Annotated in this window: 21 protein-coding genes and 1 pseudogene; 9 read left to right on the top strand and 13 right to left on the bottom strand. The window is 59.9% G+C overall.

The features are described from left to right. Positions 1 to 90 precede the first annotated feature (90 nt). From aspS to MA884_RS15565, 4 genes are all read right to left on the bottom strand, one after another. The gene (aspS, locus tag MA884_RS15550) at positions 91 to 1,866 is read right to left on the bottom strand and encodes an aspartate--tRNA ligase (protein ID WP_256231346.1); all 1,776 of its coding nucleotides are present in this window, start codon (positions 1,864 to 1,866) and stop codon (positions 91 to 93) included. 75 nt (positions 1,867 to 1,941) lie between these two features. After that, positions 1,942 to 2,163: an FmdB family zinc ribbon protein gene (locus MA884_RS15555; RefSeq protein ID WP_003178589.1), complete on the bottom strand. Its 222-nt coding sequence runs from the start codon at positions 2,161 to 2,163 to the stop codon at positions 1,942 to 1,944. A 253-nt stretch (positions 2,164 to 2,416) separates the two neighbouring features. Further along, positions 2,417 to 2,731, bottom strand: coding sequence for a ribbon-helix-helix domain-containing protein (locus MA884_RS15560; RefSeq protein WP_256231347.1), 315 nt, complete (start codon positions 2,729 to 2,731; stop codon positions 2,417 to 2,419). 206 nt (positions 2,732 to 2,937) lie between these two features. Next, positions 2,938 to 3,411: a Dps family protein gene (locus tag MA884_RS15565; protein ID WP_256231348.1), complete on the bottom strand. Its 474-nt coding sequence runs from the start codon at positions 3,409 to 3,411 to the stop codon at positions 2,938 to 2,940. 371 nt (positions 3,412 to 3,782) lie between these two features. On the opposite strand from MA884_RS15565, the gene MA884_RS27885 reads away from it, so the two are divergent. Continuing rightward, positions 3,783 to 4,388, top strand: coding sequence for a cold-shock protein (locus MA884_RS27885; protein WP_305388417.1), 606 nt, complete (start codon positions 3,783 to 3,785; stop codon positions 4,386 to 4,388). A gap of 70 nt (positions 4,389 to 4,458) precedes the next feature. On the opposite strand, the gene MA884_RS15575 is transcribed toward MA884_RS27885, so the two are convergent. Together MA884_RS15575 and MA884_RS15580 are read right to left on the bottom strand one after the other, a co-directional pair. After that, the gene (locus tag MA884_RS15575; RefSeq protein WP_214915133.1) at positions 4,459 to 4,665 is read right to left on the bottom strand and encodes a SlyX family protein; all 207 of its coding nucleotides are present in this window, start codon (positions 4,663 to 4,665) and stop codon (positions 4,459 to 4,461) included. A gap of 4 nt (positions 4,666 to 4,669) precedes the next feature. Then, positions 4,670 to 5,095: an HIT domain-containing protein gene (locus MA884_RS15580; RefSeq protein WP_256231349.1), complete on the bottom strand. Its 426-nt coding sequence runs from the start codon at positions 5,093 to 5,095 to the stop codon at positions 4,670 to 4,672. Positions 5,096 to 5,949: 854 nt separating this feature from the next. Between MA884_RS15580 and MA884_RS15585 the strand changes: the two genes are divergently transcribed. Beyond that, positions 5,950 to 7,233 (top strand): OprD family porin, encoded by a 1,284-nt coding sequence (locus tag MA884_RS15585; RefSeq protein WP_256231350.1) that lies wholly within the window; start codon positions 5,950 to 5,952, stop codon positions 7,231 to 7,233. A 150-nt stretch (positions 7,234 to 7,383) separates the two neighbouring features. Here MA884_RS15585 and MA884_RS15590 read toward each other — a convergent pair whose 3' ends face one another. Together MA884_RS15590 and MA884_RS15595 are read right to left on the bottom strand one after the other, a co-directional pair. After that, positions 7,384 to 8,226: a mechanosensitive ion channel family protein gene (locus tag MA884_RS15590; RefSeq protein ID WP_256231351.1), complete on the bottom strand. Its 843-nt coding sequence runs from the start codon at positions 8,224 to 8,226 to the stop codon at positions 7,384 to 7,386. Positions 8,227 to 8,407: 181 nt separating this feature from the next. Then, a complete protein-coding gene (locus MA884_RS15595; protein WP_256231352.1) occupies positions 8,408 to 8,893 on the bottom strand; it encodes a YajQ family cyclic di-GMP-binding protein in 486 nt (161 codons plus the stop codon). A 142-nt stretch (positions 8,894 to 9,035) separates the two neighbouring features. Here MA884_RS15595 and MA884_RS15600 point away from each other — a divergent pair, with 142 nt between their 5' ends. The 3 genes from MA884_RS15600 to MA884_RS15610 are packed head-to-tail and all read left to right on the top strand — an operon-like array spanning position 9,036 to position 12,620. After that, positions 9,036 to 9,953, top strand: a complete 918-nt coding sequence (locus MA884_RS15600; protein WP_256231353.1) for a putative 2-dehydropantoate 2-reductase — start codon at positions 9,036 to 9,038, stop codon at positions 9,951 to 9,953. Between the two features lie 46 nt (positions 9,954 to 9,999). Next, positions 10,000 to 12,036: an ATP-binding protein gene (locus MA884_RS15605; protein ID WP_256231354.1), complete on the top strand. Its 2,037-nt coding sequence runs from the start codon at positions 10,000 to 10,002 to the stop codon at positions 12,034 to 12,036. Positions 12,037 to 12,038: 2 nt separating this feature from the next. Beyond that, positions 12,039 to 12,620, top strand: a complete 582-nt coding sequence (locus MA884_RS15610; protein ID WP_256231355.1) for a cob(I)yrinic acid a,c-diamide adenosyltransferase — start codon at positions 12,039 to 12,041, stop codon at positions 12,618 to 12,620. A gap of 141 nt (positions 12,621 to 12,761) precedes the next feature. On the opposite strand, the gene MA884_RS15615 is transcribed toward MA884_RS15610, so the two are convergent. The 4 genes from MA884_RS15615 to secA all read right to left on the bottom strand — a co-directional run bounded on the left by MA884_RS15615 (position 12,762) and on the right by secA (position 18,571). Beyond that, positions 12,762 to 13,706 carry a Nudix family hydrolase gene (locus MA884_RS15615; RefSeq protein WP_256231356.1) on the bottom strand — a complete coding sequence of 315 codons (945 nt, stop codon included), beginning with the start codon at positions 13,704 to 13,706 and terminating at the stop codon, positions 12,762 to 12,764. Beyond that, positions 13,703 to 14,335: a glutathione S-transferase family protein gene (locus MA884_RS15620; RefSeq protein WP_256231357.1), complete on the bottom strand. Its 633-nt coding sequence runs from the start codon at positions 14,333 to 14,335 to the stop codon at positions 13,703 to 13,705. Before MA884_RS15620 ends, MA884_RS15615 begins: the two co-directional genes overlap by 4 nt. Positions 14,336 to 14,495: 160 nt before the next feature. Then, on the bottom strand, positions 14,496 to 15,713 hold the full coding sequence (gene argJ, locus MA884_RS15625; RefSeq protein WP_256231358.1) for a bifunctional glutamate N-acetyltransferase/amino-acid acetyltransferase ArgJ: 1,218 nt from the start codon (positions 15,711 to 15,713) through the stop codon (positions 14,496 to 14,498). Between the two features lie 122 nt (positions 15,714 to 15,835). Next, a complete protein-coding gene (gene secA / locus MA884_RS15630; protein ID WP_256231359.1) occupies positions 15,836 to 18,571 on the bottom strand; it encodes a preprotein translocase subunit SecA in 2,736 nt (911 codons plus the stop codon). 307 nt (positions 18,572 to 18,878) lie between these two features. On the opposite strand from secA, the gene MA884_RS15635 reads away from it, so the two are divergent. After that, the gene (locus MA884_RS15635; RefSeq protein WP_256231360.1) at positions 18,879 to 19,334 is read left to right on the top strand and encodes a DUF721 domain-containing protein; all 456 of its coding nucleotides are present in this window, start codon (positions 18,879 to 18,881) and stop codon (positions 19,332 to 19,334) included. 208 nt (positions 19,335 to 19,542) lie between these two features. Here the strand turns inward: MA884_RS15635 and MA884_RS15640 are convergent, their stop codons facing one another. Then, positions 19,543 to 21,030, bottom strand: a complete 1,488-nt coding sequence (locus tag MA884_RS15640) for a helicase HerA-like domain-containing protein (RefSeq protein WP_256231361.1) — start codon at positions 21,028 to 21,030, stop codon at positions 19,543 to 19,545. Between the two features lie 188 nt (positions 21,031 to 21,218). Between MA884_RS15640 and MA884_RS28055 the strand changes: the two are divergent. The 3 genes and pseudogenes from MA884_RS28055 to MA884_RS15650 all read left to right on the top strand — a co-directional run. Beyond that, positions 21,219 to 22,250: pseudogene (locus tag MA884_RS28055) on the top strand (cache and HAMP domain-containing protein); the annotation flags it as partial. A 93-nt stretch (positions 22,251 to 22,343) separates the two neighbouring features. Then, positions 22,344 to 23,108, top strand: a complete 765-nt coding sequence (locus MA884_RS28060) for a methyl-accepting chemotaxis protein (RefSeq protein ID WP_371134783.1) — start codon at positions 22,344 to 22,346, stop codon at positions 23,106 to 23,108. A gap of 187 nt (positions 23,109 to 23,295) precedes the next feature. Then, the gene (locus MA884_RS15650; protein ID WP_256231363.1) at positions 23,296 to 24,417 is read left to right on the top strand and encodes a glycosyltransferase family 1 protein; all 1,122 of its coding nucleotides are present in this window, start codon (positions 23,296 to 23,298) and stop codon (positions 24,415 to 24,417) included. Positions 24,418 to 24,421 lie beyond the last annotated feature (4 nt).

Consider the following 24,421-nt stretch of genomic DNA (forward strand, 5'->3'; position numbering starts at 1 on the left):
GCCCGCCCTGCGCTCGCGCAAGAGCCGGCAACCAGAAATATCGACCCCAATGAAAAGGCGCATCCGAAGATGCGCCTTCAGGTGTCGGCCTTACTCAGCCTTTGGCTGTTCACGCAGACGGATGTGCAACTCGCGCAGTGCCTTGGCATCCACTACACCCGGCGCCTGGGTCATGACATCCGCCGCGCTCTGGGTTTTCGGGAACGCGATCACTTCACGGATCGACTGGGCGCCGGTCATCAGCATCACCAGGCGGTCCAGACCAAAGGCCAGGCCACCGTGGGGCGGGGCACCGTACTTCAACGCATCGAGCAGGAAGCCGAATTTCTCTTCCTGTTCCGCTTCGCTAATACCCAGCAGACGGAAGACCGCCTGTTGCATTTCCTTGCGATGGATACGGATCGAACCGCCACCCAGCTCGGTGCCGTTCAAGACCATGTCGTAAGCGCGCGACAGGGCGGTGGCCGGATTGGCCTCCAACGCCTCAGGTGAGCACTTCGGCGCGGTGAACGGGTGGTGCAGCGCGGAGAAACTGCCGTCGTCATTCTCTTCAAACATCGGGAAGTCGACGACCCACATCGGAGCCCACTCACAGGTCAACAGCTTCAGGTCGTGACCCAGCTTGATGCGCAGTGCGCCCAGGGCCTCGCTGACGATCTTGGCCTTGTCGGCGCCGAAGAACACGATGTCGCCATCGACAGCACCCACGCGATCGAGGATCACGTTCAGGTTGGCTTCAGGAATGTTTTTCACGATCGGCGATTGCAGGCCGTCAACACCCGCGGCGCGCTCGTTGACCTTGATGTACGCCAGCCCCTTGGCACCGTAGATGCCGACGAACTTGGTGTAGTCATCGATCTGCTTGCGCGGCATGCTTGCCCCGCCTGGCACACGCACGGCTGCGATCCGGCATTTCGGGTCGTTGGCCGGGCCGCTGAAGACCTTGAAGTCGACGTCCTTGAGCTGGTCGGCCACGTCCACCAGTTCCAGCGGGTTACGCAGGTCCGGCTTGTCGGAACCGTAGCGACGCATGGCCTCTTCGAAGGTCATGTGCGGGAACTCGCCGAATTCCAGACCCAGCACTTCCTTGAACAGGTTGCGGATCATGCCTTCGGTCAGGCCCATGATGTCTTTTTCGTCGAGGAAGCTGGTCTCGATGTCGATCTGAGTGAATTCAGGCTGACGGTCGGCACGCAGGTCTTCGTCGCGGAAACACTTGGCGATCTGGTAGTAGCGGTCGAAGCCGGCCACCATCAACAGTTGCTTGAACAACTGCGGCGATTGCGGCAAGGCGAAGAAGCTGCCGGGGTGGGTACGGCTCGGCACCAGGTAGTCGCGAGCGCCTTCAGGCGTTGCGCGGGTCAGGATCGGCGTTTCGACGTCGAGGAAGCCGTTCTCGTCCAGGTAACGACGGATGCTGGTGGTCATGCGCGAACGCAGACGCAGCTTCTCGGCCATTTCCGGGCGACGCAGGTCGATGAAGCGGTAGCGCAGGCGGGTTTCTTCGCCCACGTCGGAGTATTCGTTGAGCGGGAACGGCGGGGTTTCCGCTTCGTTGAGCACTTGCAGCTCATAGCCCAGCACTTCGATCATGCCTGAGGTCATGTTGGCGTTGCCGGCGCCGGCCGGACGCAGGCGCACCTTGCCGGTGATCTTGACCACGTATTCGCTGCGCACACGGTCGGCGGCGGCAAAGGTTTCAGCGCGGTCCGGATCGAACACTACCTGGGCCAGGCCTTCACGATCACGGATATCGAGGAAAATCACCCCGCCATGGTCACGGCGACGATGGACCCATCCGCAAAGAGTAACTTCCTGACCTTCCAGGCTTTCGTTCAGTTGGCCGCAATAATGGCTGCGCATCATGGTAGTGGTTTCACTTCTCGTAATTCGAAATTCGGTTGGAGGCCCTGCCCGTGCAAGAACTCGCGCGTGTTCAACTCAGTCAGCTTTGTCGCCACCGGCCAGGTTCTTCTTGGCGCCGGTCTTGAAGTCGGTTTCATACCAGCCGGTGCCGCCGAGGCGGAAACCTGGCATGGACAGCATCTTTTTCAGTTCCGGCGCCTGGCAGGCAGGGCAATCGACCAGCGGTGCCGCGCTGATCTTTTGAATGGCTTCCATCTGATGACCACAGGAAGCACATTGATAGTCGTACATCGGCATGGGGGTTGTCTCGGCGATCAGGTTACTCGCGCAAAGGCTGGGCTTTGCGGCAAAGAGCGGGATTATATCCATTAAATGCGGCCTGTGCAGCCGTAAGACCGCACAGCCATCGCCGCGTAGGTGCTGCGTAGGAGCTGACGAGTGCAACGAGGCTGCGATCTTGCCCCAGACACTTGAGTCGCAAGCGAAAGATCAAGATCAAAAGATCGCAGCCTTCGGCAGCTCCTACGCCGCACCATGATCCAATCCCTGCCTATTTCAAACTGTGCACCACACAAACCACGCGCACTAAACCGCTGAAGTTGCGCACCCCGCCATGGCGCAGGTGCACTTCCCGGTCCACATGGGAGAGCAGCGTACTGACAGAACAGCTGTTGAGCTGGGCCATGTCACCGAGAATATCCCAATAGACCTGCTCAAGCCGAAGACAGGTGGCGAACCCGTTCAGGCGGATCGATCGGGCCAGGGGGCGGGCCAGTTGCATATCGAACCCTCGGACGAACGGGTCGATGGTAATAGGGTGAAAGTGCCCATGCACACCCTCCCCGGGTTCTTTTCCTTGATTCATACCGTTGACACTCCTTTGCCATACGAGCCTCTCAGTTGGAACAACCAATCTGTGGCTCTATGGAAGCTCAACGGCATCGCCATATCCAGATGACTTTATGACCATCGGCGTAGGACAAGCCAGCAGCAGGCAGGCGACGAATTACGACGTCCTACACAAAGTGCAGACGATAATGCCAGCGCCCCTGTCATCCCCTTGTTTGGCGCTTACCGGTCTTCCAACAGTGCGCGCAACATCCAGGCGGTTTTCTCATGGACCTGCATGCGCTGGGTCAGCAGATCGGTGGTCGGTTCGTCACTGACCTTGTCCGACAAAGGAAGGATGCTGCGGGCCGTACGCGTCACGGCTTCCTGACCCTCGACCAACTGGCGAATCATGTCTTCGGCGCCAGGCACACCCTCTTCTTCCTTGATAGAAGACAAACGTGCATACACAGAGTAGGCGCCCGGCGCGGGAAAGCCGAGGGCGCGAATGCGCTCGGCAATCAGGTCCACCGCCAGCGCCAGCTCGTTGTATTGCTCCTCGAACATCAGGTGCAGGGTACGAAACATCGGCCCCGTGACGTTCCAGTGAAAATTATGGGTCTTGAGGTACAAGACATAGGTGTCCGACAGCAGGCGTGAAAGCCCGTCGACGATGGACTTGCGATCTTCTTCACTGATCCCGATATCAATTGCCATGATGGTTGATCTCCTGCGGTGATGAATTCGACAGCGGCCCTTCAACTCTAGCGGGTGTTGCCGCCGGCAGCCTGCGACAAATCGCCAGCCCTCCTGAACCGACAAGCCGGGACACCGGACGGTTCCGAGAAGGCGGGAAGATTCAACGCCTTTGTCTGACACCTGCCGCCGTTGCGCCGACGAACAGCGTGGTACGGGTTTGAGAAGGCCGGGGCTTTGCTGTTAAATAGGCAGTGTGTCGCTACGCCTATTTTTCCGGGCATGGCGCATAGGCTGATTCGGGAATGTGTCCAACGCCTCTCTATTGTTCCGAAGCGAACCGCCCCGACCAGCTCTTCCTTGTGATCCGTCTTAACCGTGAGTCAATCAAAATGTTGAAAATCGTCCACTTGCTAATGGGCGCAGCTGCCCTGCTGCTGTCCTTCATCCCTAGCCTGGGTTCCGAAGCCACGCCTTACCTGCAACATCCCGATGCGCTTTACCTGGCCTTTTTCGGCCTGCTCAACCTCACCCTTGCACCTGTTATCCCCTACTGGAACAAAGGTCCACGTCATCAACTGCAAAACCTGGTCAGCGTCTTGCTGGTGCTGGCCGTTGCCCTGCAAACCCTGACCCTGCTGGCACCCATGCCGCAAATCGCCGGTCAACCGGCCGTGCTGTTCAGCCTGACCGCAGCACTGCTCGCCGTGGCACTGCACCTGGCTGTCAGCTTCTATAAGAAGTCGTCACCGGCCGCCGCACCGCAGAACTACGACATGTCCAACCGCGATACCGGCACCGTGAAGTGGTTCAACACGTCCAAGGGGTTCGGTTTCATCTCCCGCGACTCCGGCGATGACATTTTTGTGCATTTCCGGGCCATTCGTGGCGAAGGCCACCGCGTACTGGTCGAAGGCCAGCGCGTGGAGTTCTCCGTGATGAACCGCGACAAGGGCCTGCAGGCCGAAGATGTGATCGCCGCGCTACCGCGCCGCTGATCCCAAGCGTAAAAAAACCGCGATGCAGCCAGGCTGCTCGCGGTTTTTTATCGCCTGCCGTTCCGGTCGGTCAGTAGTGAGGCGGAGGCGCTTCTTCTTCAAAGGTTTCGAATTGCCCGGCCATCTCTTCCTGGCGCTTGAGCAAAGCGGCCATTTGCAGCTGCAGGCGCTCGACCACTCGCTGCTGCCCCACCAGCACGTCATTTAATGCCTGGATAGTGTCATCCTGAAACGCCAGGCGGCTTTCCAGATCCGTTACACGCTCTTCAAGGTTCATGGTCTCAGTCCTCCAGAAACTTGAAATCATCGGTCAGGGCCGCTCGCAGTCTGTCGCGAATGACCGTCACCTGTTCAGTAGTATAAGGCCTGGCCGGGTGCTTGCCCCAGACCGGCGCTGGCCAGGCCGCGTCATCACGTTTTCGCACGATGACGTGCATGTGCAACTGGCTGACTACGTTACCCAAAGTTGCAACGTTCAGCTTGTCTGCATTGAACGAGTCCTTGAGGGTTTCGGCCAGGACCGTGGTTTCCTTCCACAGCTGCCGCTGGTCGGCGTCATCCAATTGAAACAATTCGCTGATACTTTCCCGTCGCGGCACGAGGATGAACCACGGGTAATTGGAGTCGTTCGACAAGAGCAACCGGCACAGCGGGAAATCACCCATGACCAACGTGTCTTGTTGCAGTTGTGGATCTAAAGCAAACACCGCGCACACTCCTCGCTGGTTATCGTTTTTGCCCGACGCAGCAGGCCTGCGTCGGACACAGAAGCGCAGCATACCCTTGAACGCCGAAGGGTTCACTGCGTACAGTCATGACCCTGTCCGATGCTTTTTTTAGAGCGCGCGCACCAACTCAGCGCAGCCGGCAACACATCAGCTTGAGACGGGCGCTGCGAACACCGCCTCCTGCACCGGACCTGTAAAATTTTCGTACAAGGTAGAGATTTTTTGCACCAAAACAGCACAACGCGTCTACGCTCAGTGCACGAAGCATCCGTGATCTACCCACCGACAGGGTGAACCGGTAACGTTTTTAGTTGTCGCGAGGCGTTTAACGGCTGTAAACACGAGAGCGACACAGCAGTCAACCCTAATTAAAACAAGGCCTTTGGAGCCCGGTTTCATGAGGTTTCACCGCGCCAGCAGGAAGAATGTGAAAAAAACGTGAACAAAAACCGGGTTTGAGCATGCTTGTTGCATTCATCCCCACATCGTCTACAGGGCACCGCTGCAAGCGAGAACCTGCAGGCTTGAGAATAAAGTGGCAAGGCTGCCCTCAAGGAGCTTCAAGCGCAGTAATAAAGGACTCTTTACACCGTCGCCGGAAAAAAGAAGCAACTTCGAGTTGTAAGTCCGATTGCGCCGGAACAGCTGAAATACGACATGGATCGAGCCATTGGCGACAGGGTCGTAAAGAAGCTGAAAGATTGGATGGGCAAGTATCGCCAATGAATGTCGTCGTGATATAAGTTCGCGCCGACACAAAAAGAAAGAGCCGCCCAGATAAAAAAACAGGTGGGACGGCAAGACTCTTCTAAAAACCAAAGGAGCAAATCACGATGCGCGTGATGAAGTGGAGCATGATCGCACTGGCTGTTTCGGCCAGTACCTCGCAGTTCGCAATGGCCTCTTCCCAGGAAGAATCCAAGGGCTTTTTTGAAGATCAGAGCCTGAACGTTCTGAGCCGTATGCTGTACATGAATCGTGATTTCAAAAACGAAACTGACCAAAGCTATCGTGAAGAAGCCGGCCTTGGTGTACGCGCCATTTACGAATCGGGCTTTACCCAAGGTACCGTCGGCGTAGGCGTTGACGCTTTCGCATTGGGCTCGGCCCGCTTCGACGGCGGCTCGGGTCGTGCCGGTAACGGTTTGTTCGCCGCGGACAGCGATGGCGATCTGGAAAAAACTCAATCGAAGGCTGGTGGCGCGGTTAAATTCCGCCTGTCCGACACCGTCCTGAAATACGGCAACCAATTCACCAGCAGCCCAGTATTCTCCACCGACGACAGTCGTCTGCTGCCTGAAGTTGCCACCGGCACCTTGATCACCAGCAACGAAATCAAGGGCTTGGAGCTGAGCGCAGGTCGCTTCACTTCCTTGAGCAATCAAACTGGCATGGGCCGTGACAGCATCAATGGTCGTGACGGCGTTACTGGCATCCGTAACCCTGGCCTGACCTCCGCCAACATTGCAGGCGCAACCTACCAGTTCACCGACAATTTCGTAGCTGGCGTGGCTGCTTCGGACGTTGAAGATTACTTCAAGAAGAAGTACATCAACCTGAACTACACTCTGCCAATCAACGAAGATCAGTCTCTGAACTTCGACTTCAACGGCTACGACAGCAAGAGCCAGGGTCAAGAGCGGGGCGGCGATGTCGACAACCGCATCTGGTCCCTCGCTGCTGCCTATAGCATCGGCGCACATAAGTTCACCGTGGCTCACCAGCGCTCCACCGGTGACACGGGCTACGTTTACGGCGTTGACGGCGGCGGCACTATCTTCCTCTCCAACTCCGTCCAGTACTCCGACTTCGAAAAACAAGACGAGCGCTCCTGGCAGGCTCGCTACGACCTGAACATGAAAACTTATGGCGTTCCTGGCCTGAGCTTCATGACCCGTTACATCACCGGTGACAATATTGAAGGTATTGGCGGCGAAGAAGGTAAAGAGCACGAGTGGGACTTCGAAACCAAATACGTGATGCAAAGCGGACCAGCCAAAGACCTGTCTTTCCGCATTCGTAGCGCGTTCTATCGTTCGAACGATGCCGTTGACCCCTCCCGCAACGACAACAACGACTTCCGCTTCATCGTCGAATACCCTCTGAGCATCTTGTAATTCAGCGGTCATTCGATAGTTACACCGGCAACAAATAAAAAACCGCTCACCTGATTCAGGTGAGCGGTTTTTTTGTGCCCATCATATGTCAGCTTAAAAGCAACTTCGTAATTAGCAAGCTAACTAACATTAGCCTCATGAGCCGAAGCGTTACTGCGCTGCCCCTTCGTGGACCATACGAATAACCCGCTGTGGAAACGGAATATCGATCCCCGCGTCCTTCAACCGGTCCCGGGCCTGTTCATTGAACATGAACATCACGCTCCAGTAATCCGCGGTCTTGACCCATACCCGCAACGACACCGTGATCGAACTGTCGCCCAAGGTCGAAATCACCGCTTCCGGCGCCGGGTCACTCAGCACGCGCTCATCCTTGGCCAGTTCCAACAACACTTCGCGAGCCTTTTGCAGGTCCGCTTGGTAATCCACGCCTACATCGAACACCACTTTGCGGGTCGGCTGGCGATTGGTGTTGATGATGATGCCGTTCGACAGGTTGCCGTTGGGCACGATGACGGTTTTGTTGTCACCGGTACGAATCACGGTATGGAAGATCTGGATGCTGTCGACCGTACCGGCCACGCCCTGGGCCTCGACCCAGTCACCGATGCGGAACGGGCGGAACAACAGAATCAGCACACCGCCGGCGAAGTTCGCCAGGCTGCCCTGCAACGCCAAGCCGATCGCCAGGCCTGCCGCACCGATAGCCGCGATGAACGAGGTGGTTTCAATGCCGATCATCGACGCCACGCTGACGATCAGCAGGATCTTGAGGATGATGTTCGCCAGGTTACTGATAAACCCTTGCAGCGCCAGGTCGGCATTGCGCAGTGCCAGCAGTCCGCCGAGTTTGCGGGTTACCTTGTTGATCAGCCACCAGCCGATGGCCAGCGTAATCACCGCCAGCAGCACGCGGCTGCCGTACTCCATGATCATGGGGATCCAGGCCTCGGACGCCTTGATCAAGTTGTCCACTTCAGCGTTCAAGTCCATCTACCTCTCCTTTATTCCTGCTACCACGTAAGACCGATGCAAACACCTTGCTCCCACCGCACCGCTGCCGCTGCGTAGAAGCTGCGTAGGAGCTGTCGAGTGAAACGAGGCTGCGATCTTCCCCCCCCCCGAACCTCAAGCGAAAGATCAAAAGATCGCAGCCTTCGGCAGCTCCTACGTATCAGTCACGGAAGTTATTGAACTGCAAAGGCATGCCGAATTCCTTGCCCCGCAGTGCCGCGATGGCTTCCTGCAAGTCATCGCGCTTTTTGCCGGTGACGCGCACTTGCTCACCCTGGATGGCGGCTTGCACCTTGAGTTTGGCGTCCTTGATATGAACAACGATTTTCTTCGCCAGTTCCTTATCGATGCCTTCCTTGAGCACGGCTTCCTGCTTCATCAGCTTGCCCGAGGCATAGGCGTCCTTGACCTCCAGGCACTGCACGTCGATCTTGCGCTTGACCAGGGCCAGCTTGAGGATCTCGATCATTGCCTCAAGCTGGAAGTCGGCCTCGGCGGTCAGGTTGACGGTCAGGTCCTTCTCCTTGAACTCGAAACTGCCCTTGCCCTTGAGGTCATAACGACGGTCGAGTTCCTTGACGGCGTTTTCAACGGCGTTGGTGACTTCGTGTTTGTCCAGTTCGGATACCACGTCGAATGACGGCATGTAGTGTTCTCCAATAAAAAAGACGCGCCCGTAACAAAGGCGCGTGCTTGGCTTGTGGTTAAAATCGGGCTCATTATAACGGGTCTTTTCCTGTCGACACTGCGAGCCCCCCGATGCCTGCGCCAAACCGAGTAAAAAACTGATGCCTACTACCTGGCATGTCCTGGGGGCCGGCAGCCTCGGCACGTTATGGGCGGCGCGCCTGGCCCGGGCCGGTCTGCCGGTGCGGCTGGTACTGCGCAATGAACAACGGTTGCAGGCCTATCGGGCCGCCGGTGGCCTGACGCTGGTGGAACAGGGCCAAGCCCGGCATTACCCGGTACCTGGGCAAACAGCCGACGCCCCTGAACCGATCAAACGCCTGCTCCTGGCCTGCAAAGCCTATGACGCCGAAGCGGCCGTGGCTTCCGTGGCCCATCGCCTGAGCGCCGATGCGGAGCTGATCCTGCTGCAGAACGGCCTCGGCAGTCAGGACGCGGTCGCCAATCGTGTTCCCCAGGCCCGTTGCATCAGTGCCTCCAGTACCGAAGGGGCGTTCCGCGACGGTGACTGGCGCGTGGTGTTCGCCGGCCACGGCTATACCTGGCTGGGCGATCCCGCCCACCCGGTGGCACCGATCTGGCTGGACGACCTCAACGCCGCCGGTATACCCCACGAATGGACGGCGGACATCCTCACCCGGCTCTGGCGCAAACTGGCGCTCAACTGTGCGATCAACCCGCTGACCGTCCTGCATCACTGCAAGAACGGCGGCTTGCAGGCACATCACTGCGAAGTGGCGACCCTCTGCGCAGAACTTACGGACCTGCTGGAGCGCTGCGGCCAGCCCATGGCGGCCGAAGACCTGCAGCCGGAAGTCGAACGGGTCATTCAGGCCACCGCCGCCAACTACTCCTCGATGTACCAGGACGTCGCCCATGGGCGCCGCACCGAAATCAGCTACCTGCTCGGCCACGCTTGCAAGGTTGCCGGGCGCCATCAGTTGACGGTGCCACATCTGGAACAAGTGCGTCAGCGACTGATTGCCCACTTGAACAACCTCGGATTGCCCGGCGACTGAGCAGCGGCTACGCTGGCCCACGTGTTCCTTTTTAACGAAGAGTCCGATGCCATTGCGCCAGCGCCTTGAAAACCTCCCGGTCGGCCAGAAACTGCTGGCCGCCCTGCTGGTGTTGTTGACCACCGTTCTGCTGGTGGCCAACCTGACCTTTATCAGCGCCGCCTATTACATTTCCCAGGAAAGCATGGCGCCCCAAGCCCTGCAGACCATCGGTCGGCTGGTGGCCAACCCAAGCCTGATCGCCGACGCCCTGCAATCGCCCCAGACCGCCCAGCGCCTGCTGGATGAGCTCAACAGCTACGCACCCTTGCGGGCCGCTGCGTTGTATGACGGCGAGGGCGCACGCCTGGCCCAACTGCAACAGGGCGAAAAGCTCAAGCTGCCGGACCATTACCGCCATATGCAGGCGTGGCAAGCCAGTGAGTTTCGCAGCAACCAGGTCATCACCCTGCCCCGTCCGGGGACGGCGCCGGGTCACCTGTTGCTGGTGGCCAGCAGCGAACTGCCGACGGCGTTCTACACCGGCACCCTGACCGCCAGCCTCGGCATCCTGATTTTCAGCGTGTTGCTGTGGCTGGTCATTGCCCAGCAGATCAAGCGCCTGATTACCCGACCGATTCATCAGCTCGAAGAGCTGTCACGCCAGGTCACCCGCGAGGAGAACTATTCACTGCGCGCCGCCCGCGGCAACCACGACGAAATCGGCAGCCTGGCCGAGGCGTTCAACACCATGCTCTCGCGGATCGAAGCCCGGGAGCAGCAACTCAAGCGCGCGCGGGACGATTCCCAGGCCGCCTACGACCAGGCCCAGGGCCTGGCCGAAGAAACCCGCCACACCAATCGCAAGCTGGAGCTGGAAGTCCAGGTGCGCAGCAAGATCGAGAAAAAGCTCACCGGCTTTCAGAACTACCTCAACAGTATTATCGACTCCATGCCCTCGGCCCTGATCGCCCTCGACGAACAGCTGTATGTCACCCAATGGAACCAGGAAGCCAGCGCCCTTTCGGGCACGCGCCTGGACGAGGCGCTGAACCAGCCGATCTTCCTCGCCTTCGAACCGCTCAAGCCTTACCTGCCACAGCTCAAGCAAACGGTCGAACAGCATACGGTGGCGAAGATCGAACGCGTCACCTGGACAAAGGACGACGAGGCCCGGCACTACGCCCTCACCTTCTATCCACTGATGGGCGGTGCCGGGCGCGGCGTGGTGATCCGCATCGATGACATCACCCAGCGCCTGTCGCTGGAAGAAATGATGGTGCAGTCGGAGAAAATGCTCTCGGTCGGCGGCCTCGCGGCGGGCATGGCCCATGAAATCAACAACCCGTTGGGAGCCATCCTGCACAACGTGCAAAACATCCGTCGGCGTCTGTCGCCGGAACTGCCGAAGAACATCGAACAGGCCGAACAACTGAATATCGAACTGCAAAGGGTGAACCTTTACCTGCAAAGCCGGGAAATCCCGCAGTTGCTCGATGGCATCCAGCAGGCCGGGGCCCGGGCGGCGAAAATCGTCACCCACATGCTCAGCTTCAGCCGACGCAGCACCCGGCAGATGGCCCCCTGCGACCTGCCGGCGCTGATCGATCAGGCGGTAGAGATCGCCGGGAACGACTTCGACCTGGCGATCGGTTTCGACTTCAAAGGCCAGGCGATCACCCGGCAGTTCGACCCGAACCTGGGCCCGGTGCCCGGCACCGCCAACGAGCTGGAGCAGGTACTGCTCAATCTGCTGAAAAACGCCGCCCAGGCGATCCACCAACGCCAGGACGACAGCGAACCCGGCCGCATCATCCTGCGCACGCGGCTGAACCCACCGTGGGCGGAGATCCAGGTGGAGGACAACGGCATCGGCATGAGCGAGAACGTGCGTAAACGCACCTTCGAGCCGTTCTTCACCACCAAGGAAATCGGCCAAGGGACAGGGCTGGGGCTGTCGGTGTCGTATTTCATCATCACCAATAACCACAAGGGCCAGATGGAAGTGCAGTCGGCGCCGGGTCAGGGCACCTGCTTCACCTTGCGCCTGCCGTTGACCGGTACTTCAATGGTGCCGCAGGAACACAAGCAACTGGAGCGCTGAACATGGGCTTTCGTCTGTCGAAGATTTACACCCGCACCGGCGACAAAGGTGAAACAGGGTTGGGAGATGGTCGCCGCGTAGCCAAGGATCATCCACGGGTCGAGGCCATTGGCGAGGTGGACACGCTCAACAGTCAGTTGGGATTGTTGCTCGCCAGCCTCGCGGTAGAGGCAGCTGAGTATCCCGCGCTACAGGAGCTGATCGAGGTCTTGGCGCCTTGTCAGCACCGGCTGTTCGACCTGGGCGGTGAACTGGCGATGCCGGCTTATCAGGCCTTGAACGTGCTGGAAGTCGAGCGCCTGGAAGCAGCCATCGATGCATGGAACGAAGAAGTCGGGCCGCTGGAGAATTTTATCCTGCCCGGCGGCTCGACACTGATCGCCCAGGCCCACGTCTGCCGCAGCCTGGCCCGTAGCGCCGAACGCCGTTGCCAGCAGTTGAACGCCGTCGAGCCGTTGGCCGGGCCGGGGCTGGCGTATATCAATCGGTTGTCGGATCTGTTGTTCGTCGCCGCGCGGGTCGTTGCCCGGCGACAAGGGGTGGCGGAGGTGCTGTGGGTGGCGGCTGCCAAGCCTGGGAGTTGAACTGGGTCGCCTGTCAGGACCTCATCGCGAGCAGGCTCGCTCCCACATGGGATTTGTGGTGTAACCAATATCCATGTCACGCAACAGATTCTCTGTGGGAGCGAGCCTGCTCGCGATGAGGCCCGCGAACACCCCACCCAATCAAGCCTCAGGCCAAAACGCCCGAATCCCCGCCACACCCTGCGCCCCGGCCTCCCAGGCTTTTTGCCGTTCGTCAGGCCCCACTCCGCCCAACAGATACACCGGCCTGTCGAAGCCCTCGATCAACCGCGAAGCCTCTTCCCAACCCAGCGGTTGGGCCTCGGGATGGGTCTGGGTCGGTTGTACCGGCGAGAGCGTCACGAAGTCCACGTCCATCTGCTGCGCCAGGGACAGCTCTTCTGCGCTGTGGCAGGAGGCGGCCAACCAACGGTCTTTGCCAAAAGGTCGACCGGCTGCAGCATGCTTGCGCAATTGCGCGGCGGTAATGTGCCAGCCAGCGGACGGGAAATCCCCCAGCCATTCGAAAGGCCCCTTGAGCATCAACTGGGCCTTGCCGGCGCACAAACCTGCCGCATCCACCGCCAGATCGCGATACTTCGGGTCGTAGCCGTTGGGGGCGCGCAACTGGAGCAGTTTGATCCCGCCGGCGATAGCCTTCTGCATGCCGCGCAGCAACTGCGGCGTTTCGAGGCCTTCAGGGGTGATCAAATACTCGCCGGGCAAACGAGCCGCCGCGACGATCGGCTGGTTGGCCGCCGGAAACTCATGGTTCAAAAGCTCCCGGGCAGTGACCCAGGCCAGCGGTTGCCCTTCGGCACCATGGGGCTGGCCGGTGAACGCTGAGACGTCCCAGACATCCAGCAGTACCTGTTTATCCGGATAATCGTGGCGCACCTTGATCAACGGCCGGGCCGTACTGACCACAATGCCCAGTTCTTCATGAAGCTCCCGGGCCAGGGCGGTTTCGACGGACTCACCCGCCTCGACCTTGCCACCGGGAAACTCCCAAAGGCCGCCCTGGTGCTGAGTGTCGGCCCGCCGGGCGATGAGGATTTTGCCGGCAGCGTCACGAATGACCGCCGCCGCTACATGGACTCGTTTCACCGCGCTGTTTCCTCCAGACCGGCCTGTTGCCACGCCTTGAACGCCGGCCATTGATAGATAGTTTCGACATAGGCCGCATCGACCTCGGGCAGCTCCACCTGATAGGTGCGCAAGCGCACCGCCACCGGCGCGAAGAACACGTCGGCCAGGCTCAAGCTGCCAAACAGGTAGGGCCCGGCTTCAGTGGCCGCCGCACGGCATTCGGCCCACAGTGCCAGCATCCGCTGGATTTCCGCCTGAACCTCCGCCGGCATGGGCACCAGCGGCGCATCGTGGGCCAGGTCAAATGGCATGTTGCTACGGATTGCAAAAAAACCGCTGTGCATTTGTGCACAGGCCGAACGCGCCTGAGCCCGGGCGGCTACGTCCCTGGGCCAGAGGCCGGCGTCTGGAAACTGTTCAGCCAGGTATTCGGCAATCGCCAGGGAGTCGGCGATCACCCCAAATTCGGTCTTGAGCAACGGGACCTTGGCGGTGGCTGAATACTTGAGCAGCTTCTCGCGGGTGTCGGGCTGGTCGAGCCTGACCAGCTCTTCGGTGTACTTTGCGCCCGTCAACGCCAGGGCCAGCGCGCCGCGCAGGGACCAGGAGGAGAGGTGTTTGTCGCCGATGATCAGGTGCAGGCTCATGTCTGGAATCCTTTCTTGGGGTGTTGTGGAGGCTGTACTGGCGCCATCGCGAGCAGGCTCGCTCCCACAGTGGATCGGTGGCGTGAACAGGTCCAGGTCACCCAACCAATCCCTGTGGGAGCGAGCCTGCTCGCGATGGCAGCAACTCGGTCCCGAACTGTTAAGTCCGATACTCAGCGTTAATCTTCACATACTCGTGGGACAGGTCGGTTGTCCAGATGGTTTCGCTGCAATCACCACGCCCCAGTTCGATACGAATGGTGATTTCTTCCTGCTGCATCACCGCCGCGCCCTGGGCTTCGGTGTAGGTGGCGGCGCGTGCGCCTTGGCTGGCGATGCAGACTTCACCAAGGAACACGTCGATCTTGCTCACATCCAGCTCCGGCACACCGGCACGGCCGACGGCGGCGAGGATCCGGCCCCAGTTCGGGTCGGAGGCGAACAGCGCGGTCTTGATCAGGGGCGAATGCGCCACGGTGTAGCCGACATCCAGGCATTCCTGATGATTGCCGCCACCGTTGACCTGCACGGTCACGAACTTGGTCGCGCCTTCACCGTCACGGACGATGGCCTGGGCCACTTCCATGCACACCTCGAACACGGCCTGCTTCAGGGCGGCGAACAGCGCACCGCTGGCTTGGGTAATTTCCGGCAGGTCGGCCTTGCCGGTGGCGATCAGCATGCAGCAGTCGTTGGTGGAGGTGTCGCCGTCGATGGTGATGCGGTTGAACGACTTGTTGGCGCCGTCGAGCATCAGGTCTTGCAGCACCTGGCGAGAGACTTTGGCGTCAGTGGCGATATAACCAAGCATGGTCGCCATGTTCGGGCGGATCATGCCGGCGCCTTTACTGATGCCAGTGACGGTGATGGTTACGCCGTCGTGCTGGAACTGGCGGCTCGCGCCCTTGGGCAGTGTGTCGGTGGTCATGATGCCGGTGGCGGCAGCGGCCCAGTTGTTTTCCGACAGGTCATCCAGAGCGGCCTGCAACGCGCCTTCGATCTTCTCGACCGGCAGCGGTTCCCCGATCACACCGGTGGAGTACGGCAGCACCTGGCTGGCGGCGACGCCGGTCAGCTCGGCCAGTTTGGCGCAAGTGCGCTCGGCGGCGGCCAGGCCTGGGGCACCGGTGCCGGCGTTGGCATTTCCGGTGTTGGTCAGCAGATAACGCACCGGTCCCTGGGCACGTTGCTTGGCCAGGATGACGGGGGCGGCGCAAAAAGCGTTGAGGGTGAACACGCCGGCAACTGTCGAACCTTCGGCGCAACGCATGACCACGACATCCTTGCGCCCTGGGCGCTTGATGCCCGCCGAGGCGATACCGAGTTCAAAACCGGCAACTGGGTGCAACGTTGGCAACGGACCAAGACCAACAGCCATGAATGCGCTCCTAAATAGATGTAATCGAAGCCGTCTTCATCGAGACGACAAAACAAATGGCAAAACGCCGCGACGGCGGAAGGCCTGTCGCGGCGCGGGTCGTTCAGCGTTTGAAACGGGTGTTACTGAATCTGCCCGTGACAATGCTTGTATTTCTTGCCCGAACCGCAATAGCACAGTTCGTTGCGGCCCAGCTTCTGCTCGTTGCGTACCGGAGCGGTCGCCAGGGCAACATCTACCTCGGCGCCCTCCTCCCGGGCAACTTCCAGGCCTGGGGCCTGGGCGTGCTCGAACTGCATGCGCGCGGCCAGCGCTTCGGCTTCCTGACGCAGACGGGCTTCTTCTTCGACCGGGTCTTCGCGGCGAACCTGAACGTGAGACAGCACGCGGATCGAGTCGCGCTTGATCGAATCCAGCAGCTCGGAGAACAGCGTGAAGGACTCGCGCTTGTATTCCTGCTTGGGGTTCTTCTGGGCGTAACCACGCAGGTGGATACCGTGGCGCAAGTGATCCATGGTCGACAGATGGTCTTTCCACAGGTCGTCCAGCACCCGCAGCACGATCTGCTTCTCGAAGGAACGCAGCGCTTCTTCGCCGGCCTGGTCTTCCTTCTCGTTGTACGCGGCGATCAGTTCGGCGAGCAGCTTCTCGCGCAGGGTTTCTTCGTACAGGTGATCGTCTTCGTCCAGCCATTGCTGGATCGGCAACGCCACGCCGAAGTCGCTCTGCAAGGCAGCTTCCAGACCGGCGACATCCCACTGCTCAGGCAGCGACTGCGGCGGAATGTGGGCGCTGATGGTTGCGTTGAGCACGTCCTGGCGGAAATCGGCGATGGTTTCGCCAATGTTGTCGGCGGCCAACAAACTGTTACGCATGTGATAAATCACTTTACGCTGTTCGTTGTTGACGTCGTCGAACTCCAGCAATTGCTTACGGATATCGAAGTTGCGGCCCTCGACCTTGCGCTGGGCTTTCTCGATGGCGTTGGTGACCATCCGGTGTTCGATCGCTTCGCCAGGCTGCATGCCCAAGGCCTTCATGAAGTTCTTCACCCGATCAGAGGCGAAGATACGCATCAGGCTATCTTCCAACGACAGATAGAAGCGGCTGGAACCGGCATCGCCCTGACGACCGGCACGGCCACGCAACTGGTTGTCGATACGGCGCGATTCGTGACGCTCGGAAGCGATCACCTGCAAACCACCGGACTCGAGCACCTGCTGATGACGCTTCTGCCAGTCGGCCTTGATCTGCGCGATCTGCTCGGGCGTCGGGTTTTCCAGGGAGGCGACTTCCACTTCCCAGTTGCCGCCCAACAGGATGTCGGTACCACGGCCGGCCATGTTGGTGGCAATGGTCAGCGCACCCGGGCGACCGGCCTGGGCGATGATCTCGGCTTCCTTTTCGTGGAACTTGGCGTTGAGGACCTTGTGCTCGATGCCTTCCTTATTGAGCAAGGCGGACATGTGCTCGGAGGTTTCGATCGTGGCGGTACCCACCAGGATAGGACGGCCCTGGGCCATGCACTCCTTGATGTCGGCGATGATTGCCGCGTACTTCTCATCGGCGGTGAGGAACACCAGGTCGTTGTAGTCTTTACGGGCCAGCGGCTTGTTAGGCGGGATCACCATCACTTGCAGGCCGTAGATCTGATGGAATTCGAACGCTTCGGTGTCGGCGGTGCCGGTCATGCCGGACAGCTTGTTGTACAGGCGGAAGTAGTTCTGGAAGGTGGTCGAGGCCAGGGTCTGGCTCTCGGCCTGGATGTTCAGACCTTCCTTGGCTTCGATGGCCTGGTGCAGGCCTTCGGACAGACGACGGCCCGGCATGGTCCGGCCGGTATGTTCATCCACCAGCACGACCTGGCCGTCCTGCACGATGTACTCGACATTGCGATGGAACAGCTTGTGGGCACGCAGGCCGGCATAGACGTGGGTCAGCAGGCCCAGGTTATGGGCCGAGTACAGGCTCTCGCCTTCGGCCAGCAGGCCGACACGGGTAAGCATTTCTTCGATGAACTGGTGACCGGCTTCGTTGAGCTCGACCTGACGGGTCTTCTCGTCGACCGTGTAATGGCCGGCCTTGGTCACTTCACCTTCGACTTCTTCGACGTGAAGTTCCAGCTGCGGGATCAGCTTGTTGATCTCGATGTACAGCTTGGAACTGTCCTCGGCCTGACCGGAAATGATCAGCGGGGTACGGGCTTCGTCGATGAGAATGGAGTCGACTTCGTCGATTACCGAAAAATTGAGTTCACGCTGGAACTTCTCTTCCAGGCTGAACGCCATGTTGTCGCGCAGGTAGTCGAAACCGAATTCGTTGTTGGTGCCGTAGGTGATGTCCGACGCGTAGGCGGCGCGCTTTTCTTCCGGCGGCTGGAACGGCGTGACCACGCCGACCGTCAGGCCGAGGAATTCATACAGCGGGCGCATCCAGTTGGCGTCGCGGCGGGCCAGGTAGTCGTTGACCGTCACCACATGCACGCCCTTGCCGGACAGTGCGTTGAGGTAGACCGCCAGTGTTGCCACCAGGGTCTTGCCCTCGCCGGTACGCATTTCGGCAATCTTGCCTTCGTGCAAGGTCATGCCGCCGATCAACTGAACGTCGAAGTGACGCATGCCCATCACCCGCTTGCCGGCTTCACGGGCAACCGCAAAGGCTTCGGGCAGGAGCTGGTCAAGGGTTTCCCCCTTGGCGATGCGGTCCTTGAATTCGGCAGTCTTGGCGCGTAACTGATCGTCCGAAAGGGCCACCATTTGCTCTTCGAAGGCATTGACGATCTGTACCGTCTTGAGCATGCGTTTGACTTCACGCTCGTTCTTGCTTCCAAAAAGTTTCTTTAACAAAGGCGCAAACATATCGGCAGGATCTTCCACACTAAAGGGATGGAGGGCGGCCCCGTGAGTCGCCCGTGCAGCCCTCATGGCCGCATGCGAACGAGCATTCTACCCGGAAACGATGGTGAGGAAAGTGGCGTTATTCCACGATGCTGGCACAGCGCTGTGACGGGGCCTCCCTAAAATAAGGGCTTTTACGGGAACTTCAACCCACAAACGAGAGAAGTTATTCATTGATTGCGCGGGTAAGGTCGCCCCTGGCGAGCGGTCGCGGCGCACCTGGCGCTTTCTGCTACCATGGCGTCCCAGTCACTTGCGGTATTCGTTAATGGCCTTTCGCCCTCTTCCAGCCAAGGTTCCCGCCGTTCTGCTGCGCGAAGCCAAACCGCTGAAAGCCATCTTCGGCCACGCCAAACGACTGGGTCACTTGCAGCGCCTGCTGGACAGCCAATTACAGCCTGCCGCTCGCGAGCATTGCCACGTGGCGTCCTGGCGCGAAGGCAGCCTGCTGCTGATCGTCACGGACGGTCACTGGGCCACGCGCTTGCGCTATCAGCAAAAGCGCCTGCTACGGCAACTGCAGGACTTCGAGGAATTTACCGGCCTGACGCGGATTCTGTTCAAGGTACAACCGCCCACGGTACAGGTCGCCGTCAAGGGGCACACGCTGGATTTGTCCACCGATGCAGCCGCCACCATCCAGGCCACCGCGGACGGCATCACCGACCCCAACCTGCGGGCGGCGCTGGAGCGGTTGGCGGCGCATGGGCGACCCAAGGATTGAATCTGAATATCTCTGTTGGATGATCGACCGCCTTCGCGAGCAAGCCCGCTCCCACAGGGGATCTTCGCTGGACTCAGATTCTGTGTACGACACAGATCAATTGTGGGAGCGAGCCTGCTCGCGATAGCGGCAAGTCAGTCGACACATCTGTCGCCAGTTGAATCGCCATCGCGAGCAGGCTCGCTCCCACAATTTGAACTGTGTCGAGCTACCGGCGCTTTTTGCTCCCCAGCAATGACCCCATCAACCCGCGCACCAGTTGCCGCCCCAACTGATTGGCGGCCTGGCGCATCGCCGACTTCAATGCCTGGCCGGCCGCCGTACCGAGAAATTCCCCGGCCTTGTCGGTGAAGCTCGGTTCTTCAGCGGTCGCTGTGCCTTGTGCCTCTTCGGCTTGCGGCTCCAAGCCCTTACGCCCCATCAGCACTTCATAAGCCGATTCGCGATCGATGGGTTTTTCATAGCGCCCCTGCAACGGCGAACCGGCAATCAACCCGGCACGCTCGGCCTCGGTCAACGGTCCGATCCGCGACTGTGGCGGCGCCACGAGCACACGCTGGACCATCTCCGGCGTGCCCTTTTCCTGCAAGGTGCCCACCAGGGCTTCGCCAATACCCAGTTCGGTGAGCACCGCCAAGGCATCGAATTGCGGATTGGGCCGAAAACCGTCCGCCACCGCCCGCAGGGATTTCTGCTCCTTGGTGGTGAAGGCCCGCAGCCCGTGCTGGATGCGCAACCCCAACTGCGCCAGCACGTCGTCCGGCAAGTCTCCTGGCGACTGGGTCACGAAGTACACTCCCACACCCTTGGAGCGAATCAGCCGCACGACTTGTTCCAGCCGCTCTTGCAATGCCTTGGGGGTATCGGCAAAGAGCAGATGGGCCTCATCGAAGAACAGCGCCAGCAGCGGTTTGTCCGCATCGCCGCGCTCGGGCAATTGTTCGAACAACTCGGCCAGCAGCCAGAGCAGGAACGTTGCGTAGACTTTGGGTGCCTCATGGACCAGGCGGCTGGCGTCCAGCAAATGGATGCGACCGCGGCCGTCGCTGGCCGGTTGCAGGATGTCTTCAAGCTGCAAGGCCGGCTCACCGAACAACGCATCCGCGCCTTGTTGCTCTAATGTGGCCAAGCGCCGCAGCAAAGCCTGGCTGGAGCCGGTGGTCATCAAGGCGGCGTCGTCCCCCAGCAGCTCGGGGTTGTCCCTGAGGTGATTGAGCAACGCCTTCAAGTCCTTGAGATCCAGCAGTAACAGGCCTTCGCGGTCGGCAACCTTGAAGGCCGCGTACAACGCCGATTGCTGGCTATCCGTGAGCTCCAACAGGCTGCCGAGCAACAGCGGGCCCATTTCACTCAGGGTAGTGCGCAGCGGATGACCGGATTTGCCGTGAATGTCCCACAAGGTCACCGGATAAGCCTGGGGTTTGTGGCCAAGCCAGGACATGCCGGCGATACGCTCGGCGACCTTGCCCTGGGGATTGCCGGCGGCACCGAGGCCACACAGGTCACCCTTGATGTCTGCGGCAAATACCGCCACGCCGGCATCGCTGAACGTCTCGGCCAGGCGTTGCAAGGTGACGGTCTTGCCGGTGCCGGTGGCGCCCGCCACCAGACCATGACGGTTGGCCAGGCGCATGGCCTGGCCGATGGGTTGGCCGGCAAGGTCGGCGCCGATAACAAGTTGCGATGAGTCAGGCATTTCGTCACCTGTGGTTAATCTATGGCCTTGCATGGCCGATATCTGAAGCGACAGACCCTACTGAAAACAAGGTCGGATAATTCCCTAAGGAGAGAAGGAAATATCAGCTTTTTTTCACTATGAAGCCATTTTTGCGCGCTTATATATAAGCACGCTTAGCGTATCAAGACCTTAGCGGACCCCGAGCCATGAATAAAAACCTGCGCTTTAGCCATAAAATTCTAATTGCCGCCGCGCTCATCGTGATTGCTGCCTTTGCGTCCTTCACCACGTACAACGATTACCTGCAACGCAACGCCATCCGTGACGACCTGGACAGCTACCTGCATGAAATGGGTGCTGTCACGGCAAATAACATCCAAACCTGGCTAACCGGCCGCATCCTGCTCATCGAGAACCTGGCCCAGAACATCGCCGTCACCCCCGACCCGACCAGCGTCACCCACCTGCTGGAGCAGAAAGCGCTGACCTCGACTTTCATGGCGTCCTACCTTGGCGATGCCCAGGGCAGTTTCATCATTCGCCCCGATGCGAAGATGCCTGACGGTTTCGATCCGCGCGTACGTCCCTGGTACAAAGGCGCACAAAGCAGCAGCACCTCGACCCTGACCGAACCCTACATCGACGCTGCCAGCGGCGGGCTGATCATTTCCATCGCCAGCGCCGCGAAAAACGCCACGCAAAATGTCGGTGTCGTCGGCGGCGACCTGAGCCTGCAGACCATTGTAGACAACCTCAAGACCGTGGATTTTGATGGCATGGGCTATGCCTACCTGATCAGCGCCGACGGCAAGATCCTGGTACACCCGGATAAAGCCCTGGTCATGAAGACCCTGGCCGAAGCCTACCCGACGAACACCCCGAAGATCAGCGACCAGATCAGCGAAGTCACGGTCGATGGCCATACGCGCATCGTGACCTTCACGCCGATCAAAGGCCTGCCCTCGGTGAACTGGTATGTCGGCGTGTCGGTGGATAAAGACAAGGCCTACTCGATGCTCAGCGATTTCCGTACCTCGGCCGTCGTAGCTACGGTCATTGCCGTGGCGTTCATTATTGCGCTGCTGAGCATGTTGATCCGCTTGCTGATCCAGCCGTTGCATGTGATGACCCGCGCGATGGAAGACATCGCCGATGGCGACGGCGACCTGACCAAACGCCTGACGATCCAGAACCAGGACGAATTCGGCATTCTGGGCACGGCGTTCAACCGTTTCGTGGAGCGTATCCATACCTCGATCCGCGAAGTGTCCTCCGCCACCGAACACGTCAACGAAGTCGCCTTGCGGGTGGTGAGCGCCTCGAACTCCTCGATGGTCAATTCCGACGAGCAGGCCAGCCGCACCAACAGTGTCGCTGCGGCCATCAATCAATTGGGCGCCGCCGCCCAGGAAATCGCCCGCAATGCAGCGCAAGCCTCCCATCAGGCCAGTGACGCTCGAGGCCTGGCCGAGGACGGCCAACAGGTGGTGGATCGCAGCATTGCCGCGATGAATCGCTTGTCCGACTTGCTGAGTACTTCGAGCAGCAACGTTGAATCGCTGAACAGCAAAACCGTGAACATCGGTCAGATCCTGGAAGTGATCACCAGCATTTCCCAGCAAACCAACCTGCTGGCTCTCAATGCCGCGATCGAGGCGGCCCGGGCCGGTGAGGCCGGGCGCGGGTTTGCCGTGGTAGCCGATGAAGTGCGCAACCTGGCCCACCGTACCCAGGAATCGGCGCAACAGGTGCAGACCATGATTGAGGAGTTGCAGGTCGGCGCCCGGGATTCGGTCACGACCATGAACGACAGCCAGCGCCACAGCCAGGAAAGCGTGGAAATCGCCAACCTGGCCGGCGAGCGCCTGAACAGCGTGACCCAGCGTATCGGCGAAATCGACGGCATGAACCAGTCAGTGGCCACCGCCACTGAGGAGCAGACGGCGGTGGTGGAATCCATCAATGTGGACATCACCGAGATCAACACCCTGAACCAGGAAGGTGTGGAGAACCTGCAATCGACATTGCGAGCCTGTTCAGACCTTGAGCAGCAGGCGGCGCGGTTGAAGCAATTGGTGGGCAGTTTCCGTATCTGACGCCATCGCGAGCAGGCTCGCTCCCACAGGGTTTTGTGCACAACACAGATCCACGGTGGGAGCGAGCCTGTTCGCGCGATAGGCCCCTCTCAAACAACCCACTGCTGACCGACATCCCGCCGCACATAACCCCAACCGAACATCTATTCTTACTAAAGGTCAACAAAGGAGAATACAGACCGGAGGGATGTTCATCGTGCACATAGCGGACATAACCATGTTCTACGCCCCCGCCAGCGGCGGCGTGCGCACTTATCTGGATGCCAAGCACCGGCGCCTGAGTGATCGGCCCGGAATTCGCCACAGTCTGTTGATCCCCGGCGCGCATCTGAGCGAACACGACGGGATTTATAAGGTTCCGGCCCCCGCGCTACCTTTCGGCAAGGGCTATCGCTTCCCGCTTCGCCTGGCGCCTTGGCGCAATGTCCTGCGTGATTTACAACCGGATCTGATTGAAGTCGGCGATCCCTACCTGACCGCATGGGCCGCCCTGGATGCCCGGCGCCAGCTCGATGTACCGGTGATCGGGTTCTATCACTCCGACCTGCCGCTGCTGGTCAGCAACCGCATGGGCAACTGGTTCACGCCCAACATCGAAGCCTATGTCAGCAAGTTGTACAGCAATTTCGACCGGGTCCTGGCGCCGAGCCAAGTCATGGCCGACAAATTGATCGGGCTGGGGGTCAAGAATGTCTACGTGCAACCTTTGGGCGTGGACCTGCAAACCTTCAACCCCACCGCCCGCGACCCGGAACTGCGAGCTGAGCTGGGGATCGCCGAAGACACGCACCTACTGATTTTCGCCGGTCGCGGTTCCAGGGAAAAAAACCTGCCGGTGCTGCTCAAATGCATGAAACGCCTGGGTGAACGCTATCACCTGCTGTTGGTGGGCTCGTCCATGCCCGCGGTGGTGCCGGATAACGTTACGGTGGTCGATGAATTCTGTCCGGCAGCGCAAGTCGCCCGGCTCATGGCCAGTGCCGATGCATTGGTGCATGCCGGCGACCAGGAAACCTTCGGTCTGGTGATTCTCGAAGCCATGGCCAGCGGCATCCCCGTGGTGGCGGTGGCAGCCGGGGCCTTCACCGAAATCGTCCACGAAGACTGTGGCCTGCTGTGCACGCCCAATAATCCACAGGCCATGGCCAACGCCGTACGGCAACTGTTTGCCGACGGCTGCCAGCGACGCGGTGTGCTGGCACGCCAGCATGTGGAGCGTCACTACGCCTGGGACTCGGTGGTCAACAGCCTGTTGGGGCATTACCACAGCGTACTGGGTGAACAACTGCCCCTGTTGGCCAATGGTTGAGGTG

Source organism: Pseudomonas sp. Q11, from assembly GCF_024494355.1.
Classification (GTDB): Bacteria; Pseudomonadota; Gammaproteobacteria; order Pseudomonadales; family Pseudomonadaceae; genus Aquipseudomonas; species Aquipseudomonas hefeiensis.

Bases quoted from the DNA above. Each gene is read 5' to 3' on its own strand.
- MA884_RS15595 (WP_256231352.1), bottom strand. From the start codon at position 8,893: ATGCCGTCATTCGACGTGGTATCCGAACTGGACAAACACGAAGTCACC.
- MA884_RS15605 (WP_256231354.1), top strand. From the start codon at position 10,000: ATGCCATTGCGCCAGCGCCTTGAAAACCTCCCGGTCGGCCAGAAACTG.
- MA884_RS15560 (WP_256231347.1), bottom strand. From the start codon at position 2,731: ATGAATCAAGGAAAAGAACCCGGGGAGGGTGTGCATGGGCACTTTCAC.
- MA884_RS15620 (WP_256231357.1), bottom strand. From the start codon at position 14,335: ATGAGCCTGCACCTGATCATCGGCGACAAACACCTCTCCTCCTGGTCC.
- MA884_RS15585 (WP_256231350.1), top strand. From the start codon at position 5,950: ATGCGCGTGATGAAGTGGAGCATGATCGCACTGGCTGTTTCGGCCAGT.
- MA884_RS15610 (WP_256231355.1), top strand. From the start codon at position 12,039: ATGGGCTTTCGTCTGTCGAAGATTTACACCCGCACCGGCGACAAAGGT.
- MA884_RS15600 (WP_256231353.1), top strand. From the start codon at position 9,036: ATGCCTACTACCTGGCATGTCCTGGGGGCCGGCAGCCTCGGCACGTTA.
- secA (WP_256231359.1), bottom strand. From the start codon at position 18,571: ATGTTTGCGCCTTTGTTAAAGAAACTTTTTGGAAGCAAGAACGAGCGT.
- MA884_RS15565 (WP_256231348.1), bottom strand. From the start codon at position 3,411: ATGGCAATTGATATCGGGATCAGTGAAGAAGATCGCAAGTCCATCGTC.
- MA884_RS15590 (WP_256231351.1), bottom strand. From the start codon at position 8,226: ATGGACTTGAACGCTGAAGTGGACAACTTGATCAAGGCGTCCGAGGCC.
- MA884_RS15555 (WP_003178589.1), bottom strand. From the start codon at position 2,163: ATGCCGATGTACGACTATCAATGTGCTTCCTGTGGTCATCAGATGGAA.
- MA884_RS15640 (WP_256231361.1), bottom strand. From the start codon at position 21,030: ATGCCTGACTCATCGCAACTTGTTATCGGCGCCGACCTTGCCGGCCAA.
- argJ (WP_256231358.1), bottom strand. From the start codon at position 15,713: ATGGCTGTTGGTCTTGGTCCGTTGCCAACGTTGCACCCAGTTGCCGGT.
- MA884_RS15635 (WP_256231360.1), top strand. From the start codon at position 18,879: ATGGCCTTTCGCCCTCTTCCAGCCAAGGTTCCCGCCGTTCTGCTGCGC.
- MA884_RS15650 (WP_256231363.1), top strand. From the start codon at position 23,296: ATGTTCATCGTGCACATAGCGGACATAACCATGTTCTACGCCCCCGCC.
- MA884_RS15575 (WP_214915133.1), bottom strand. From the start codon at position 4,665: ATGAACCTTGAAGAGCGTGTAACGGATCTGGAAAGCCGCCTGGCGTTT.
- MA884_RS28060 (WP_371134783.1), top strand. From the start codon at position 22,344: ATGGTCAATTCCGACGAGCAGGCCAGCCGCACCAACAGTGTCGCTGCG.
- MA884_RS27885 (WP_305388417.1), top strand. From the start codon at position 3,783: ATGTTGAAAATCGTCCACTTGCTAATGGGCGCAGCTGCCCTGCTGCTG.
- aspS (WP_256231346.1), bottom strand. From the start codon at position 1,866: ATGATGCGCAGCCATTATTGCGGCCAACTGAACGAAAGCCTGGAAGGT.